Genomic DNA, 16,057 nt, shown 5'->3' on the forward strand with positions numbered 1-16,057 from the left:
CGAGGACAAGCCCGCCGAGGCCGAAGGCAGGGGTCCGGGGGCGCGGCCCCCGGGACGGGACGGGTAGGGGCGGCGGGGGCGAGAGAGTTCCGGCGGGGGCTAGGCCAGCCCCCGCCGGGCCACGGCCGGCGCCCGGTGCCCGGCGATCGACGCCACCATGTCCAGCACCTGCCGGGTCTCCGCCACCTCGTGCACCCGGTACACCTGCGCCCCCAGCCACGCCGACACCGCGGTCGTCGCCAGGGTCCCGACCACCCGCTCCTTCACCGGCCGGTCCAGCGTCTCGCCCACGAAGTCCTTGTTGGACAGGGACACCAGCACCGGCCACCCCGTCTCCACCATCTCCTCGAGCCGCCGGGTCGCCTCCAGGCTGTGCCGGGTGTTCTTCCCGAAGTCGTGCCCCGGATCGATCATGATCGACTCCCTCGGCACGCCCAGCCGCGCCGCCCGCTCCGCCAGCCCCACGGTCACCCGCAGGATGTCGGCCATGACGTCGTCGTACGTCACCCGGTGCGGACGGGTCCGCGGCTCGGCGCCCCCCGCGTGCGTGCACACCAGTCCCGCCCCGTACCGCGCCGCGACCTCCGCCAGCCGCGGATCGACGCCGCCCCAGGCGTCGTTGAGCACATCGGCCCCCGCCTCGCAGACCGCCTCGCCGACCTCGGCCCGCCAGGTGTCCACGCTGATGATCACGTCCGGGAAGCGCCGCCGCACCTCGGCCACGAAGCCCACGGTCCGCCGGGCCTCCTCCTGCGCGGTGACCTCCTCACCGGGCCCGGCCTTGACGCCGCCGATGTCGATGATGGCCGCGCCCTCCGCCACCGCCTGCTCCACGCGTGCGAGGGCCGGCTCGTCGCGGAAGGTCGCCCCCTGGTCGTAGAAGGAGTCGGGGGTCCGGTTCACGATCGCCATGATCACCGGCTCGTGCGCGCCGAATTCACGCCTGCCCAGCCTGAGCATCCCCTGTGACCTCTCCCGGTACGTCCTGCACATCCACCGCCTGCGACCCTAACTGTCGGAGCCGCATGGCACGATCGGACCCAAGCAGATCCACTCCGAGCACACCGAGCGTGGGGACCCACCGATGGTTATGTTCTTGTTCCTGGTCATCGCGCTCGCCGTCGTGGTCGCGGCGGTGACACTCGCCGTGGTGGGCGGCGGCGAGGGCACCGGCCCGCTGCCGGAGGTCGCCCCCGAGCGACTGCACGACCCGCTGCCCCCGGACCGCCCGGTCGACCGCTCCGACATCGACCACCTCCGCTTCCCGCTGGCCGTCCGCGGCTACCGCATGGCCGACGTGGACGACGCCCTCAACCGCGTCGCCGCCGAACTCGCCGAGCGTGACGCCCGCATCGCCGACCTGGAGTCCGCCCTGGCGGGCGCCAGGACCCCGGCCGGCGGCGGCCACGTCTCCATGGAGAAGCCGGCCCCGGAGGACCAGCAGTGAGCGACGGGAGTGCCGTCGCCGGCGCGGACGGCGCGCTGCGCTGCCCCTGGGCCCTGTCCACGCCGGACTACGTGACCTACCACGACGAGGAGTGGGGCCGCCCGGTCCACGGCGACGACGCGCTGTTCGAACGCCTCAGCCTGGAGGCCTTCCAGTCCGGCCTGTCCTGGATCACGATCCTGCGCCGACGCCCCGGCTTCCGCACCGCCTTCGCCGACTTCAAGATCGCCTCGGTCGCCGTCTTCACCGACGAGGACCGCACCCGCCTGCTCGCCGACCCGGGCATCATCCGCAACCGTGCCAAGGTCGACGCCACCCTCGCCAACGCGCGCGTGCTGGCCGACTGGGCGCCCGGTGACCTGGACGAGCTGATCTGGTCGCACGCTCCCGACCCGGCCGGCCGGCCGGTCCCGAAGACCCTGGCCGACGTGCCGGCGGTGACGGAGGAGTCGACGGCCCTGTCGAAGGCCCTGAAGAAGCGGGGCCTGCGCTTCGTGGGTCCCACGACGGCGTACGCGCTGATGCAGGCCTGCGGCCTGGTGGACGACCACCTGGAGACCTGCGTGGTGAGAACCGCCCCTTGAGCGGCACGGGGAACCGCGCGACCGCCCTGGACGGTCCCGCAGCCCCCGAAGCCGCTCCCGCGCTCCTGTGACCGGGCTCAGCGGCCCAGGTACTTCGGCTCCTCCTTGTTGACGAAGGCCCGCACCGCGATCGCGTGGTCCTCGGAGGCCCCGGCCCGCGTCTGCAGCTCGTCCTCCCGGTTCAGCGTCTCGGCGAGCGAGTGGGAGGACCCGAAGGCCATCGCCTCCTTGATCGCCGCGTAGGCCACCGTCGGCCCCTCGGCCAGCATCCGCGCCAGCTGCTCGGCCGCCGTGCGCAGCGAGGCCGCCGGTACCACGCGGTTGGCGATACCCAGCTCGTGCGCCTCCTGGGCCGTGATGCTGCGCGGGAAGAGCAGCAGGTCGGCGGCCCGGCCCGGACCGATCACCCGGGGCAGGGTCCACGAGACACCGGAGTCGGCGGTGAGCGCGACCCCCGCGAACGAGGTGTTGAAGGACGCCGTGTCGGCCACGACGCGGTAGTCCGCGGCCAGCGCGAAACCGAAACCGGCTCCGGCGGCGACCCCGTTCACGGCGGCGACCACCGGCTTCGGCGCCTCGGTCAGCGCCCGCACGATCGGGTTGTAGTGCTCGGCGACCGTGCTCATCACCTGCGTCGAGCCCTCGGCCAGCAGCCCGATGTGCTCCTTCAGGTCCTGTCCCACACAGAACGCCCGCTCGCCGGCGGCGGTCAGCAGGACGGCCCGCACGGCGTCGTCGGCAGCCGCGGACTGGACCGCGTCCCGGAGGGCGACCTTGGTCGCGACGTTCAGCGCGTTCATCGCCTCGGGGCGGTTCAGCGTGATCGTCGCGAGCCCGTCGCTCACCTCGTAGAGCACGGTGTCGGCCATGGCGTTTCCCCTCCGTGTCGCGGCTCCGGCGTACTACTGGTCAGTACGTCCGGTGTACGAGGACAGCATGGCGGAGATCACCGTCCATGGACCGGACCCGACATGTGACCTGCGTCAAAGAATTCGGGACGGTTTCCGGTGCGCGGAAGTCCGTGCGGCGGTGCAGTATCGCAGTCACATCGCCGAATTGAGTGGTTTTGCTCGCGCGCGTTGCCCAAGCGATGCCGACTGATGTTGGTCATCGGGTCCTGAGATGCGGGATAATGGCCTGGAAGCAATGTGTTCGATGCCGGTGTCGTGTGTCCCACGCTGGACCGCGGCTGCCCTCCACGGGGCCGTCGGCTTTGGCGATGAGCTGGTTTCAGGAAGGGGAACGAGCATGGCGGCCATGAAGCCGCGAACGGGTGACGGCCCGCTCGAGGTGACCAAGGAGGGGCGGGGCATCGTCATGCGCGTTCCGCTCGAAGGCGGCGGTCGACTCGTCGTCGAGCTGACCCCCGATGAGGCCGACGCGCTCGGCGACGCCCTCAAGAAGGTCGTCGGCTGACGCGCAAGCGACCCTACTCTTTCGACCGCTCCGGCATCCTTCAGGGTGCCGGAGCGGTTGTTTTGTCAGCTTTCCCGCGGTCCGTCGGGGCCGCACGGCCCGAAAGGCCCAAAGGCCGCCCACGGGCTTGCCGGGCACGATCCGCGCACCTTCGTACTCAGCGTTTGACCGCGCACAGCAGTCCGTCGCCCACGGGGAGCAGCGAAGGCACCAGCTCCTGGCTCTCGCGCACCGCCCGCAGCAGCTCCCGGATCCTTATGACCTCCGTGGGCTGCGGTCCGGAATCGACCGTGCGGCCGTTGGCGAAGACACCCTCGAAGACGACGAGTCCTCCCGGCCGCAGCAGGCGCAACGATTCAGCGAGGTACTCCATGAGTTCCAGGCGGTCGCCGTCGCAGAAGACGAGGTCGTAGCCGGCGTCCGCGAGGCGGGGCAGGACGTCGAGCGCGCGGCCGGGGATGAACCGGGCCCGGTTGCTGGCGAAGCCGCAGGCGCGAAAGGCCTGGCGGGCGAACTGCTGGTGCTCCGGCTCGGGGTCGACGGTCGTCAGGACGCCGTCCGGGCGCATTCCGTGCAGCAGGTGGATCCCGGAGACGCCGGTGCCGGTACCGATCTCCGCGACCGCCTTGGCGTCCACGGTGGCGGCGAGCATCCGCAGCGCGGCGCCCGTGCTCGGCGACACCGAGCGCAGCCCTGCCTCGCGGGCCCGGTCACGGGCCCAGTGCAGCGCTTCGTCCTCGGCGGCATAGGCGTCGGCGAACGCCCAGCTTGCCTGCCGGTTGCCGCTAATGACCCTCTCCTGTCCCCGTGGTTGCCTGGGCGTGACTGTATCCGTTGCCGCCGGGAACCCGCAGATGGGACCGCGCGTTTGAAGGGGTGGGAACGACAACGGGGGGGACACAGTTGGATCACGACGAGGGACCGGGTGTCGAGCAAGTGCTGACGCAGCCGTATGAGCCGTATCAGCACAGATCAATTTCTCGTAAAACCGCTTATCCGGAGCTAACGGGCGAGGTGGCTATGGTAGGGGCTCCGCTGGACATCACCACCAGAGCCGACAGGGGAGGTGCGGCCGCGCCCGTGGATCGGGGAGGAGTGCTGCGGCGCTTTCTCGGTTCGGCAGGCAGGCCGAAATCCGTGAACGACACCGCTGCTGACCACAGCCAGGCCGCAGGCACCGCCGCCGGCCCCGCCCAGACCGCGACCTTCTCCACCGACGCGGACGGGCAGGCGTGGACTCCGCCCACGTGGGAGGAGATCGTCAGCATGCACAGTGGCCGGGTCTACCGGCTCGCCTACCGTCTGACCGGTAACCAGCACGACGCCGAGGACCTCACCCAGGAGGTCTTCGTCCGCGTCTTCCGCTCCCTCTCCACATACACCCCGGGCACCTTCGAGGGCTGGCTGCACCGCATCACCACCAACCTCTTCCTGGACATGGTCCGCCGCAAGCAGCGCATCCGCTTCGACGCGCTGGGCGACGACGCGGCCGAGCGGCTGCCCAGCAAGGAGCCCACCCCTCAGCAGCTCTTCAACGACACCCACTTCGACGCGGACGTCCAGCAGGCCCTCGACACCCTGGCGCCGGAGTTCCGCGCCGCGGTCGTCCTCTGTGACATCGAAGGCCTGTCCTACGAGGAGATCGCCGCGACCCTGGGCGTCAAGCTGGGCACGGTCCGCTCGCGCATCCACCGCGGCCGTTCGCAGCTGCGCAAGGCCCTCGCGCACCGCTCGCCCGAAGCGCGTGCCGAGCGCCGCTCCTTCGTACCCCGCGTGCCCGCTCTGGGAGGAGGAAGGGGAGCGACCGCGTGAGTGGATCCCGACACAACTCCGCCGAGAGGCTCCTCGCGGAGCAGCACCTCGGAGACCGCCTCTCCGCCCTGGTGGACGGCGAACTCGGTCACGACACCCGCGAGCGGGTGCTGGCGCATCTGGCGACCTGCCCGAAATGCAAGTCGGAGGTCGACGCGCAGCGTCGGCTGAAGAACGTCTTCGCGGAAGTCGCCCCGCCGGCCCCCTCCGAAAGCTTCCTGGCCCGCCTCCAGGGGCTTCCCGGGGGAGGCGACCCGGACGCCGGCGGCACGCCCCTGGGCGGGGGCGGGTTCGGCGACGGAGTCTTCGGAGTGAGCGGAACGAGACGGGACGAGCCGTTCGAGTTCGGCTACGTACCCGCCCATGGCCACGGCTCCCTCCTGTCACCGGCCTCGGACCGCGGCTTCCGCATCCACCCCGTCGGCCGTGGCGACCGCCATGACGCCGAGCGTTCGCGCGGTATGCGGTTCGCGTTCGTCGCCGCCGGCGCGGTGTCGCTGGCCGCCATCGCGCTGGGCGGCATGACGACCGTCGCGCCGATCGACACCACCGCGGACGGTCGCGGGGGCGCGGGCTCCGGGAGCAATGTGACACCGGCCCGCACCCCGGGCACGGGCTCGGCGACGTCGCCGGAGAACCAGCGCCGCCGTTCGGTCGGCCCGCTGCTCTCCCAGGGCGGCCAGTTCGGCGACACCCCCGCTGCCCCGACCGAGGTGTCCGCACCGCTGCTGCCCGGCGTGCCCGCCCCGGCCGCCGGTCCGGTCGAACAGGCCCTGCACCGGCTCACCTCGCCCATGGTGGCCGGCGCCGCGGTGATGTCCCCGCTGATACGCCCGCTCGGCACCACCCCGCCGATCACCCTGACCTCCCTGACCACCGCTGCGGAGGTCACCGGGCCCGGTCTGCTCGCCGCACCCGTCCCCGCCACCTCCACCTCGCCTTCCTCGCAGAACGCCCGCTGACCCGGGCCCTGCGCCGCTCCGCCACGAACCTGGTTGAATCCAGGGAGGATCCGGGGAGGACCGCGCCCTGCCAGGCAGCCGGGCGCGAAGGCGGGTGGGGGAGAGCATGGACGACGGGAAGCCCACGAGGGCGAAGTGGTGGAGCCGGCCTCGACCGCAGGCGTCCCCGGGGCGACAGAGCCCCGCGGACCCGGTCGACGCCACGACGGCGGAGCCGGCCCCCGAGGAGGCCGTCGGCCGCGAGCCGTCGACCAGGACCGAGGACGAAGGCGACTTCGAACTGGCCCGACCCGCACGGCCGGCACCCACCGCCGACGACGGCGACTACGAACTGAGCCGCCCCGCAGCGGAAACGGCTCCTCCGCCGACACTCCCAGTCCCGTCGGTTGCGCCTGTTGCGCCTGTTGCGCCTGTTGCTCCGGCTGCTTCGGAGGCCCTGGCTGTCCCGGGGGCACCGGCGGAGCGGATCGGCTCGGAGGCTCCGGCAGTTCGAGCCGACGCCGTCGTCTCCGCCGAGATGCCTCCCACCGAGCCGCCACCGGTCACCGACGAGCGGCCCAAGCCCCTGCACGATCCCGACCCCTACAGCACCCCGCCGTACGGCGAACCGGGCCCCTGGGCGCCCGCGCCACCGGTCCAGCACCCGACGGCGACCGCCACGCCCGCCCAGGCCGGGCATGGCGCCGCGCCGGGCACACCCGTGCCCGCGCCCACCACATCGCCGTCGACGGTGGAATCCGCGGGCCCCGGAACGGCCACCACGCCGGCCACGCCCGTCCCGTCCGCCGCGCCCGCCGGGCCGATCGCGCCCGCCGCACCTGTCATGCCCGCCGCACCTGTCATGCCCGCCGCACCTGCCACCTCCGCTGCGCCCGGTGCACCTGCCGTGCCCGTCGCGTCGCCCGCGACGCCCGCCGTGCCCGGCGCACCCGCCGTCGGTTCGGTCGGGGGGCAGGTGTCCGGCGGGGATCCCGGGCCCACGCTCCCTGCTGCCGACCCCTGGCAGCGCTACGACCCCTGGTCCGCCGACCCCCTCGCCGGGGCCACGGCTTCCGGAGGCCCGGGGCGCGGAGCGCTCGTCGGTGGGCCGCTTCAGTACCAGGGTGCGGGCGGGCTCGGCCGGCACCCCGGGACGGACGTCCTCACCGAGTCCCAGCAGCGCAGGCAGCTGCGGGGGCGGCTGGTCGGGGGAGCGCTGGCCATCGCGCTGGTCGCCGGCGGGCTCGGCGGAGCCGTGGGCGTCTATCTGGAGCGCAACGGCGGGCTCGACCCGGTGGAGCTGCCGCAGGCCGCCGCGGCGCCCACCGGGCGGTCCGCGGACAGCGTGGCGGGAATCGCCGCGCGCGCCCTGCCCGGCGTCGTGACGCTGCATGTCAGCGGAAGCGAGGAGTCCGGTACCGGCACCGGCTTCGTGCTCGACTCGCTCGGCCACATCCTCACCAACAACCACGTCGTCGAGCCCGCCGGAGGCGACGGCCGGATAACCGTCGTGTTCAACGGGGGCCAGACCGCCGAGGCCGAGGTCGTCGGCCGGGACAGCGGCTACGACCTCGCCGTGGTGAGGGTGACCGGGGTGAAGGGGCTGAAGCCCCTGTACCTCGGCAACTCCGACAACGTCCGGGTCGGTGACCCGGTCGTCGCCATCGGCGCCCCCTTCGACCTCGAGGGCACCGTCACCTCCGGCATCATCAGCGCCAAGGAGCGACCCATCACCGCCGGCGGCGGGAGCGGGGACGGGAGCGACGTGTCGTACGTCGACGCCCTCCAGACCGACGCGCCGATCAACCCGGGGAACTCCGGCGGCCCCCTCCTCGACGCGCAGGGTCATGTCATCGGCATCAACTCCGCCATCCGTTCCGCCGACGACGGCACCGACTCCGGCACCGCCCAGGCCGGCTCGATCGGCCTGGGTTTCGCCATCCCGGTCAACCAGGGCAAGCGCGTCGCCGAGGAGTTGATCAACACCGGCAGGGCGACCCACCCGGTCATCGGCGTCACGCTCGACATGGACTACGCGGGCGACGGCGCCCGGGTCGGTACGGCGGACAGCGCCGCGGGCGACCCGGTCACCGCGGGCGGGCCCGCCGACCGGGCCGGCGTCCGCGCGGGGGACGTCATCACGGAGATCGACGGCCGGCGCGTCCACTCCGGCGAGGAGCTGATCGTCAAGACCCGCGCCCACCGTCCCGGCGACCGGCTGGCGCTGACGATCGAACGGGACGGCGGGGAACGCACGCTCACCCTGGTCCTCGGCTCGTCCGGCGGCGGCTGACGCGGCCCGCCCCCTTTTCCGGCGCTTTCCCAGGGATTGACAGAAACGTCACAGGTCGGGTCCCGAAACCCGGTCCCACAAGGCAAACAACGCGGAAAACCGGCCGTGTACACGTACTCGGACGCCCCCGGACGGTACCGGTCGGACAGGTGCGACAGGTACCGTGGACCCGGCCCGGACCACGGAAGACCCGACTTGACCACCGAGGGCCGAGAGCCGAGGGCCGCGGACATCGCAAGGAGCTTCAGGTGTTCAATGACATAGGACCGCTCGAGCTGGTGACGATCGTCGTCCTGGCCGTGCTCGTCTTCGGTCCTGACAAGCTCCCGAAGGTCATCCAGGACGTGATGCGTACCGTCCGGAAGATCCGTGAGTTCTCGGAGAGCGCCAAGGCGGACATCCGCAGCGAACTGGGCCCGGAGTTCAAGGACTTCGAGTTCGAGGACCTCAACCCCAAGACGTTCATCCGCAAGCAGCTGGACAACGACGAGCTGGGGCTCAAGGAGATCCGCAACGGCTTCGACCTGAAGAAGGAGATGGCCGAGGTCACGGACGCGGTCCACAGCCGCGACACGGACGCCGCCGTCTCGGGTTCGGCCGCCTCGGCGATTTCGTCGGGTTCGGCGGCGTCTTCGGGGGACGGTCGTATCGACATGACCAAGAAGCCCGAGGAGCCCGCCAAGGACGACCGTCCGCCCTACGACGCGGACGCCACCTGAGTGACTCGCGCCCCCCGATGTGAGGGGGCGCACGCCGCACGCGCCGGGCGGCTTCCCGGCAGCGCCGAGCGGGGTGGCTATGCTGCCTGGTTGTTGTGCGGAGCGGACGAGTACGCCCGAAGGGGGGCGGGCCGGTCGTTCCGTCGAGAACGAGGAGGCGTCCGGGCACATGGAGACGACGAGTCGGGCAGTCGAGCAGACGCCGGCCGCGGAGGGCGGACAACAGGTCCCCTCCGCCCGGCGTACGGTCGACGGCTACTTGGAGGCACCCTTCCCCTGGTACGGCCTCGACGAGGCCTTCACGGGGCCGCGCTGGCTGATGCAGGTGGGTGCGGCGGCCGACGGGGCCGTCGAGCACGGATCCATCGGTCACGGCGACGAACCCTCCGTACGGCACGAGACGGCCGGTGAGGACCGCGGGAAGTTCGCGGTCGTGGTGACCGTCGCCGCGAACCCCGTACGGCGCAGCCCGGACGGCACGGGCCTGCTGGAGGCCACCTCGGTGTCCTCGGCGGCCTGGCTGGCGGGGGTGGGCCTGCTGACCTTCACCTGGCCGGGCCAGATGGACCACAGCCTGCGCGACGACTGGCTGGACCAGCAGACAGAGACGGCGTGGGTCCTCGCCGACGACCTCGGGGGGTCGGACTGGTCGACGCTGTCCTTGCCGGTCGACGGCGTGCCGACGTCCTTCCACTACCGCGAGTCGGAGTTCGGCTGGGTGCTGGCCGGCTCGACCTCGCAAGGGGTGCACGTGGGGGCGTACGGGAGGGGCATGAGCGCGTACGGCCTCGGTTTCGCGATGATCAAGGACATCGAGACCTACGCCTGATCAGCCGTACGAGAGCGGGGGCGCCGTCCGTGCCGGACGGCGCCCCCGCTGTCGTGGGAAGGCGATGCGGGGCTCGCGGCCGGGCCGGAGCGCCGGGCTAGAACTTGTTCCTGGGCGTGATGCCGAGCGACAGTCCCGAGAGACCGCGCTGCCTGCCGCCCAGCTTGCCCGCGATGGCCCGCAGGGCGGAGCCCGCCGGGGACTCGGGGTCGGTCAGGACGACCGGCTTGCCCTCGTCGCCGCCCTCGCGCAGCCGGACGTCGATCGGGATGGAGCCGAGCACGGGGACGTTCGCGCCGGTCGTGCGGGTGAGGCCCTCGGCCACCGACTGTCCGCCGCCCGTGCCGAAGACGTCGACCATCTCCCCGCAGTGCGGGCAGGGCAGACCGGACATGTTCTCGACCACGCCGACGATCTTCTGGTGGGTCTGGACGGCAATGGAGCCCGCCCGCTCGGCCACCTCGGCCGCCGCCTGCTGCGGGGTCGTCACGACCAGGATCTCGGCGTTCGGGACCAGCTGCGCCACGGAGATCGCGATGTCACCGGTGCCCGGCGGGAGGTCGAGCAGCAGCACGTCCAGGTCGCCCCAGTACACGTCGGACAGGAACTGCTGGAGCGCGCGGTGCAGCATCGGGCCGCGCCAGACGACCGGGGCGTTGCCCGGGGTGAACATGCCGATGGAGATGACCTTCACGCCGTGCGCGGACGGCGGCATGATCATGTTCTCGACCTGGGTGGGACTGCCGTCCGCCCCCAGCATGCGCGGCACGCTGTGACCGTAGATGTCGGCGTCGACGACACCCACCTTCAGACCGTCGGCCGCCATCGCCGCCGCCAGGTTCACCGTCACCGACGACTTGCCGACGCCGCCCTTGCCGGACGCGACCGCGTACACCCGGGTCAGCGAGCCGGGCTTGGCGAACGGGACCTCGCGCTCGGTCTGACCGCCGCGCAGGGCGTTCGCCAGTTCCTTGCGCTGCTCGTCGCTCATGACGTCGAGAGTGACGTCGACGCGGGTGACGCCGTCGACCCGGGAGACCGCGTCGGTCACCCGCTGCGTGATCGTCTCGCGCATCGGGCAGCCGGAGACCGTCAGGTACACGGTGACCGCGACCGTCCCGTCCACGCCGATCTCCACCGACTTCACCATCCCGAGTTCGGTGATGGGCCGGTTGATCTCGGGGTCGTTCACCGTCGCCAATGCCTCGCGCACCGCGTCTTCGCTAGCCATAAGGACGATGGTACGGGGCCCGGCGGGGGCGCAGGTAAGCCCGTCACCGGTCTTCTACGTCACGTCCCCGCGACCGTTCTGCCGGGAATACGGCATGTTCGCGATGCCCGTCCCGCCGTTCCTCCAGCTCCTTGACCATGTCCTGGAGCTCCGAGCGGATCCAGTCGCGGGTGGCGACCTCGCCGAGACCGATCCGCAGGGCGGCGATCTCCCGGGTCAGATACTCGGTGTCGGCGATGGACCGCTCGTTCTGCTTGCGGTCCTGCTCCAGGTTGACCCGGTCACGGTCGTCCTGCCGGTTCTGCGCGAGCAGGATCAGCGGGGCCGCGTAGGAGGCCTGGAGCGACAGCATCAGGGTCAGGAAGATGAAGGGGTAGTTGTCGAAGCGCAGGTCGCGCGGGGCGAAGATGTTCCACAGCACCCAGACGATGATGACGATCGTCATCCAGACGATGAACCGCCCGGTGCCCAGGAACCGCGCGATGCGCTCCGACAGCCGCCCGAAGGCCTCCGGGTCCCACTCGGGCAGGATCCGGTGCCGGGGCGGCCGTGGCTGGTCCAGCCGGGCCCGGGGACGGCTGGTCGCCGTGGCGCCGACCGGGGTGCGGTCGACGCGCCCGGTCTCGCGGTCAGGAGCCATGCGGGCCCACCTCCTCGGTCGCGTCCTCGTCGAGGTGGAACTCCGTCTCCCGCCAGTCCTCCGGCAGCATGTGGTCCAGGACGTCGTCCACGGTCACCGCGCCCAGCAGCGAGCCCGCCTCGTCGACGACGGGCGCCGCGACCATGTCGTACGTCGCGAAGAACCCGGCGACGACGGGCAGCGCCGCGTCCGGCGCCAGGGCCTGCAGATCGTCGTCGAGCATCGAGCTGACCAGCGTGTACGGGGGGTCGCGCAGCAGCCGCTGGAAGTGGACCGTGCCGAGGTACTTCCCGGTCGGGGTCTCGTCGGGCGGGCGGCAGACGTAGACCTGCGCGGCGAGGGCGGGGGAGAGGTCGCGGTTGCGCACCCGCGCGAGGGCGTCGGCGACGGTGGCGTCGGGGCGCAGGATGATCGGTTCGGTGGTCATCAGACCGCCCGCGGTGTGCTCCTCGTACGACATCAGGCGCCGCATGTCGGCCGCGTCGTCGGGCTGCATCAGGCTCAGCAGCCGCTCCTGGTCCTGCTCCGGGAGTTCGGAGAGCAGGTCGGCCGCGTCGTCGGGGTCCATGGCCTCCAGGACGTCTGCCGCACGCTCCTCCTTCAGCTTGCCGAGGATCTCGATCTGGTCGTCCTCCGGGAGCTCCTCGAGGACGTCGGCGAGCCGGTCGTCGTCGAGCGCGGCGGCGACCTCCGCGCGCCGCTTCGGCGACAGATGGTGCAGGACGTTGGCGAGGTCGGCGGGGCGCAGCTGCTCGAAGGTGGCCAGGAGGCTCTCCGCGCCCTGTCCGTGCTCCTCCAGCGAGAACCCGGTGACGGCCGACCACTCCACGGTCAGCGTCTCGCCCTTCGCCCGCCGGAAGGCGCTCGCCTTCTTCCCCTTGCGCACGAAGACCCGGTCGAGCTCCCAGTCCCGGCGGGCAGGCAGCTGCTGCACCGACACGTCGAGGACGGTGACCTCCTCGCCGGTCTCGCCGAGCGTGACGCGCCGGTCGAGCAGTTCCCCGAAGACGAGGCGCTCGGTGGGCCGCTGTTCGAAGCGGCGGACGTTGAGCACGCCGGTGGTGATGACCTGGCCGGACTCGATGCCGGTCACCCGGGTCATGGGCAGGAAGATGCGGCGCCGGGTGGACAGTTCGACGACCAGTCCGAGCACCCTCGGCGGCCTCCGCCGCACCCGCAGCACGACGACCAGATCACGCACCCGCCCCACCTGGTCGCCGCTCGGGTCGAAGACCGGAACGCCGGAGAGGTGCGAGACGAAGATCCGCGGGGCGCCCGCCGCCATACCGCACCTCCTTCTTCTGTTGCCGGTGATGTTCTTTTCCCAATTGCCCGCTCGTGCGGGCTTCAGGCTAGCCCGTCCCGATCGGATCCGCCCTGGTGGGCGGTCCGGACGGACTGGCTCAGCTCGCGCACCGCGACCCCGGTACGCTGCCGTACGCCGCTCAGCACACCCCCGCAGAAAGGCGGCCTTCTCTGTGACTGCGATTCCCCAGGGCCGAACTCGCCGCGCCTCACTGGTGAGCGCGATGTGCGCACTGGTCGTGGGCATGGGACTGACGGGGTGCGGCGAGGATCCGGACGCGGGCACGAACGGGGTGGGCAAGCTGTCCGCCGCGCAGATCCAGGCGAAGACGAAGGCCGCGGCCGGTGCCGTGGACGCGGTGCGGCTCTCCGGGAGCGTGGTCACCAGCGGGCACACGTACAAGCTGGACATGAGCCTGAAGGCGGACGGCGGCACCGGGTCGGTCACCGCGGAGGGCGCCACCTTCCATCTGCTGCGGGTCGGCGAGCAGCTGTACCTGAAGGCCGACGCGGCGTTCTGGAACAAGGAGGACGGCAAGTCCGGCGAGGACGGTTCGGACACGGCGGCCGCCGACAAGCTCGACGGCAAGTACGTGAAGGTGCCGACGGGCGACCCCTCGTACAAGAAGTTCAGCGGCTTCACGGACAAGGACCTCCTCCTCGACGGTCTGCTGACGTTGCACGGCTCGCTGGCCACCGACGGCCACCACGAGCAGTCCGGCGTCCGGACGATCCGCATCACCGGCGACGGCGGTTCCGGCGGCAAGCTGGACGTGTCGCTGGAGGGCAAGCCCTACCCGCTGCGCCTGGAGCGCGCCGGTGGAGCCGGAACGCTGAGCTTCTCCTCCTGGGGCAAGGACTTCGCCCTGGAGGAACCGGCGAAGGACGAGACGGTGGACTACGGGAAGCAGCTCCCGACCTCGTGAGCGGCCGCGCGCGGCACCGACCGCTCGCGGTACCGACCGCTCGCGGTACCGGCTACGCGCGTCTGCGCTTGCGCAGGAGCAGCTTCGGCAGTCCCGCCGGCGCCGGCTCTCGCGTGGTGGCGGGCGAGGGAACGGGCCGCGCCGCCAGATCCCCCTCGGGCAGGGGGAGCGTGGCCCCCGTCGGCTCCAGGCGGAGCACCCGGCACTCGCGCGCCCAGCGTTCGGTCATCGCCTCGCCGTCGGGCGCGTTCAGCCGCTTGCCCTTGAGCTCGGCGACGGCCGCCTGCCACGCCTCGGAGCCCGGCGCGAGGGTGACGACCTTCGCCGTCCAGCAGACCAGCCGGCCGCCCTTGTCCTTGCTGCGGACGGTGACCTCGGCCGAACCGCCCTCGGTCAGCCCGGACAGCGGCTGCTCCCCGGTTCCGTCGCCGACCAGACAGACCGCGCCCTCGTGCCACACGTGCCACAGCGCACGCGCGGCCGGTTCACCGGCGCCCTGGACCCAGACGAGGCCCGACTTCTTGGTGGCCTCCTCGACGAGGGCCTGGTCGAGCAGCAGCTCTCTTGTCATGGCACAACCCTAGCCAGCCGGTACCGGGATCCTCACAGCCAGCCGTTGCGCTTCAGCGTGCGGTGGATGCCGACACAGAGCGCCACCATGGCCGACATGACCACGGGATAGCCGAACTTCCAGTGCAGTTCCGGCATGTAGTCGAAGTTCATCCCGTACACCCCGCACACCATCGTCGGTACGGCGATGATGGCGGCCCAGGACGTGATCTTGCGCATGTCCTCGTTCTGCGCGACGGACGCCTGCGCGAGGTTGGCCTGGAGGATCGAGTTGAGCAGCTCGTCGAAGCCGATGACCTGCTCCTGGACCCGGGCGAGGTGGTCGGCGACGTCCCGGAAGTACTTCTGGATGTCGGGGTCGACCAGCCGCATCGGCCGCTCGCTCAGCAGCTGCATCGGCCGCAGCAGCGGCGACACGGCGCGCTTGAACTCCAGTACCTCACGCTTGAGTTGGTAGATCCGGCCGGCGTCAGTGCCGCGCGGGGTGCCCTTGCGTCCCGGCGAGAACACCTCCGTCTCGACCTCGTCGATGTCGTCCTGGACGGCGTCCGCGACCGCGATGTAGCCGTCGACGACGTGGTCGGCGATGGCGTGCAGCACCGCCGAGGGGCCCTTGGCGAGCAGCTCGGGGTCGTCCTGGAGGCGGTGGCGCAGCGCGCGCAGCGAGCCCTGGCCGCCGTGCCGGACGGTGATGAAGAAGTCCTTGCCGGTGAAGCACATGACCTCACCGGTCTCGACGACCTCGCTGTTGGCCGTGAGCCGGTCGTGCTCGATGTAGTGGATGGTCTTGAAGACCGTGAAGAGGGAGTCGTCGTAGCGCTCCAGCTTGGGCCGCTGGTGCGCCTGCACGGCGTCCTCCACGGCCAGCGGGTGCAGCCCGAACTCGCTTGCGATACCGGCGAATTCGGCCTCGGTCGGCTCGTGCAGGCCGATCCACACGAAGCCTCCGTCGCGCCGCACCTGGCGCATGGCCTCCTGCGGGGTCGGGGGCTGCGCGTAGGTGACGCGCGCGCCGTCGCGGTAGACCGCGCAGTCGACGACGGCCGACGGCGTCGCGGGGTCGCGGGTGGTGTCGTAGGCGCCGGTGTCCGTACGCCCGCCCCCCTTGCGCAGGGAGGGACGGGCCGGGCGGACAACGGCACGGAGGTCGCGGATCATCGACATGGCAGGCTCCTTCGCGACTAGCAAAGAAAGACCGCCACGACGGGTGGAACTGCCCGGAATGAGGACGTCCTGAGTGCGGAGGTTTGGCACGTCCACAAAGCGGGGAGCACCGCTCCGTCGCGGTGGCGAGCTTCGCTACTGAATCAGACCGGAGAGATCTGGCAGATCAGACAGATCGAG

Annotated in this window: 17 protein-coding genes; 9 read left to right on the top strand and 8 right to left on the bottom strand. The window is 71.7% G+C overall.

Annotation, left to right across the window (positions count from 1 at the left end):
• Window positions 1-99 precede the first annotated feature (99 nt).
• Window positions 100-960, bottom strand: a complete 861-nt coding sequence (gene folP, locus OG736_RS28615) for a dihydropteroate synthase (RefSeq protein WP_327184957.1) — start codon at window positions 958-960, stop codon at window positions 100-102.
• 124 nt (window positions 961-1,084) lie between these two features.
• On the opposite strand from folP, the gene OG736_RS28620 reads away from it, so the two are divergent.
• Together OG736_RS28620 and OG736_RS28625 are read left to right on the top strand one after the other, a co-directional pair.
• The gene (locus OG736_RS28620; protein WP_028806537.1) at window positions 1,085-1,447 is read left to right on the top strand and encodes a DivIVA domain-containing protein; all 363 of its coding nucleotides are present in this window, start codon (window positions 1,085-1,087) and stop codon (window positions 1,445-1,447) included.
• Window positions 1,444-2,031 carry a DNA-3-methyladenine glycosylase I gene (locus tag OG736_RS28625; protein ID WP_327184958.1) on the top strand — a complete coding sequence of 196 codons (588 nt, stop codon included), beginning with the start codon at window positions 1,444-1,446 and terminating at the stop codon, window positions 2,029-2,031. The genes OG736_RS28620 and OG736_RS28625 overlap by 4 nt, the downstream gene beginning before the upstream one ends.
• A gap of 77 nt (window positions 2,032-2,108) precedes the next feature.
• Here OG736_RS28625 and OG736_RS28630 read toward each other — a convergent pair whose 3' ends face one another.
• Window positions 2,109-2,900 (bottom strand): 2-cyclohexenylcarbonyl CoA isomerase, encoded by a 792-nt coding sequence (locus tag OG736_RS28630; protein ID WP_327184959.1) that lies wholly within the window; start codon window positions 2,898-2,900, stop codon window positions 2,109-2,111.
• Window positions 2,901-3,279: 379 nt separating this feature from the next.
• Here OG736_RS28630 and OG736_RS28635 point away from each other — a divergent pair, with 379 nt between their 5' ends.
• Complete coding sequence (locus OG736_RS28635) at window positions 3,280-3,447, top strand: DUF3117 domain-containing protein (protein WP_003966491.1); 168 nt, start codon at window positions 3,280-3,282, stop codon at window positions 3,445-3,447.
• Between the two features lie 157 nt (window positions 3,448-3,604).
• Here OG736_RS28635 and OG736_RS28640 read toward each other — a convergent pair whose 3' ends face one another.
• Window positions 3,605-4,303 carry an O-methyltransferase gene (locus OG736_RS28640; RefSeq protein WP_078615599.1) on the bottom strand — a complete coding sequence of 233 codons (699 nt, stop codon included), beginning with the start codon at window positions 4,301-4,303 and terminating at the stop codon, window positions 3,605-3,607.
• Window positions 4,304-4,542: 239 nt separating this feature from the next.
• Here OG736_RS28640 and sigE point away from each other — a divergent pair, with 239 nt between their 5' ends.
• The 5 genes from sigE to OG736_RS28665 all read left to right on the top strand — a co-directional run bounded on the left by sigE (window position 4,543) and on the right by OG736_RS28665 (window position 10,041).
• Window positions 4,543-5,259: an RNA polymerase sigma factor SigE gene (sigE, locus tag OG736_RS28645; protein WP_327187740.1), complete on the top strand. Its 717-nt coding sequence runs from the start codon at window positions 4,543-4,545 to the stop codon at window positions 5,257-5,259.
• Window positions 5,256-6,221, top strand: a complete 966-nt coding sequence (locus OG736_RS28650; protein ID WP_327184960.1) for an anti-sigma factor family protein — start codon at window positions 5,256-5,258, stop codon at window positions 6,219-6,221. Before sigE ends, OG736_RS28650 begins: the two co-directional genes overlap by 4 nt.
• 517 nt (window positions 6,222-6,738) lie before the next feature.
• Window positions 6,739-8,493: a S1C family serine protease gene (locus OG736_RS28655; protein WP_442817088.1), complete on the top strand. Its 1,755-nt coding sequence runs from the start codon at window positions 6,739-6,741 to the stop codon at window positions 8,491-8,493.
• Between the two features lie 248 nt (window positions 8,494-8,741).
• A complete protein-coding gene (locus OG736_RS28660; protein ID WP_020127918.1) occupies window positions 8,742-9,212 on the top strand; it encodes a sec-independent translocase in 471 nt (156 codons plus the stop codon).
• Between the two features lie 169 nt (window positions 9,213-9,381).
• On the top strand, window positions 9,382-10,041 hold the full coding sequence (locus tag OG736_RS28665; protein ID WP_327184962.1) for a hypothetical protein: 660 nt from the start codon (window positions 9,382-9,384) through the stop codon (window positions 10,039-10,041).
• Between the two features lie 97 nt (window positions 10,042-10,138).
• Here the strand turns inward: OG736_RS28665 and OG736_RS28670 are convergent, their stop codons facing one another.
• Genes OG736_RS28670 through OG736_RS28680 form a run of 3 tightly spaced genes read right to left on the bottom strand, consistent with a single transcriptional unit; the run spans window position 10,139 to window position 13,197 of the window.
• Entirely contained in the window at window positions 10,139-11,272 is a 1,134-nt protein-coding gene (locus OG736_RS28670) for an Mrp/NBP35 family ATP-binding protein (protein WP_327184963.1), read from the bottom strand.
• Window positions 11,273-11,315: 43 nt separating this feature from the next.
• On the bottom strand, window positions 11,316-11,912 hold the full coding sequence (locus tag OG736_RS28675) for a DUF1003 domain-containing protein (RefSeq protein ID WP_327184964.1): 597 nt from the start codon (window positions 11,910-11,912) through the stop codon (window positions 11,316-11,318).
• Window positions 11,902-13,197, bottom strand: a complete 1,296-nt coding sequence (locus OG736_RS28680; RefSeq protein WP_267018540.1) for a magnesium transporter MgtE N-terminal domain-containing protein — start codon at window positions 13,195-13,197, stop codon at window positions 11,902-11,904. The genes OG736_RS28675 and OG736_RS28680 overlap by 11 nt, the downstream gene beginning before the upstream one ends.
• A 193-nt stretch (window positions 13,198-13,390) precedes the next feature.
• On the opposite strand from OG736_RS28680, the gene OG736_RS28685 reads away from it, so the two are divergent.
• Window positions 13,391-14,143 carry a hypothetical protein gene (locus OG736_RS28685; protein ID WP_327184965.1) on the top strand — a complete coding sequence of 251 codons (753 nt, stop codon included), beginning with the start codon at window positions 13,391-13,393 and terminating at the stop codon, window positions 14,141-14,143.
• A 52-nt stretch (window positions 14,144-14,195) separates the two neighbouring features.
• Here OG736_RS28685 and OG736_RS28690 read toward each other — a convergent pair whose 3' ends face one another.
• Window positions 14,196-14,714: a hypothetical protein gene (locus tag OG736_RS28690; RefSeq protein WP_327184966.1), complete on the bottom strand. Its 519-nt coding sequence runs from the start codon at window positions 14,712-14,714 to the stop codon at window positions 14,196-14,198.
• A 32-nt stretch (window positions 14,715-14,746) separates the two neighbouring features.
• Complete coding sequence (locus tag OG736_RS28695) at window positions 14,747-15,877, bottom strand: magnesium and cobalt transport protein CorA (RefSeq protein WP_314221378.1); 1,131 nt, start codon at window positions 15,875-15,877, stop codon at window positions 14,747-14,749.
• Window positions 15,878-16,057 lie beyond the last annotated feature (180 nt).

Origin of the sequence: Streptomyces sp. NBC_01334, from assembly GCF_035983595.1 — a bacterium.
GTDB lineage: Bacteria > Actinomycetota > Actinomycetes > Streptomycetales > Streptomycetaceae > Streptomyces > Streptomyces coriariae.

Bases quoted from the DNA above. Each gene is read 5' to 3' on its own strand.
- folP (WP_327184957.1), bottom strand. From the start codon at position 960: ATGCTCAGGCTGGGCAGGCGTGAATTCGGCGCGCACGAGCCGGTGATC.
- OG736_RS28620 (WP_028806537.1), top strand. From the start codon at position 1,085: ATGGTTATGTTCTTGTTCCTGGTCATCGCGCTCGCCGTCGTGGTCGCG.
- OG736_RS28630 (WP_327184959.1), bottom strand. From the start codon at position 2,900: ATGGCCGACACCGTGCTCTACGAGGTGAGCGACGGGCTCGCGACGATC.
- OG736_RS28635 (WP_003966491.1), top strand. From the start codon at position 3,280: ATGGCGGCCATGAAGCCGCGAACGGGTGACGGCCCGCTCGAGGTGACC.
- OG736_RS28655 (WP_442817088.1), top strand. From the start codon at position 6,739: ATGCCTCCCACCGAGCCGCCACCGGTCACCGACGAGCGGCCCAAGCCC.
- OG736_RS28665 (WP_327184962.1), top strand. From the start codon at position 9,382: ATGGAGACGACGAGTCGGGCAGTCGAGCAGACGCCGGCCGCGGAGGGC.
- OG736_RS28670 (WP_327184963.1), bottom strand. From the start codon at position 11,272: ATGGCTAGCGAAGACGCGGTGCGCGAGGCATTGGCGACGGTGAACGAC.
- OG736_RS28675 (WP_327184964.1), bottom strand. From the start codon at position 11,912: ATGGCTCCTGACCGCGAGACCGGGCGCGTCGACCGCACCCCGGTCGGC.
- OG736_RS28680 (WP_267018540.1), bottom strand. From the start codon at position 13,197: ATGGCGGCGGGCGCCCCGCGGATCTTCGTCTCGCACCTCTCCGGCGTT.
- OG736_RS28690 (WP_327184966.1), bottom strand. From the start codon at position 14,714: ATGACAAGAGAGCTGCTGCTCGACCAGGCCCTCGTCGAGGAGGCCACC.
- OG736_RS28695 (WP_314221378.1), bottom strand. From the start codon at position 15,877: ATGTCGATGATCCGCGACCTCCGTGCCGTTGTCCGCCCGGCCCGTCCC.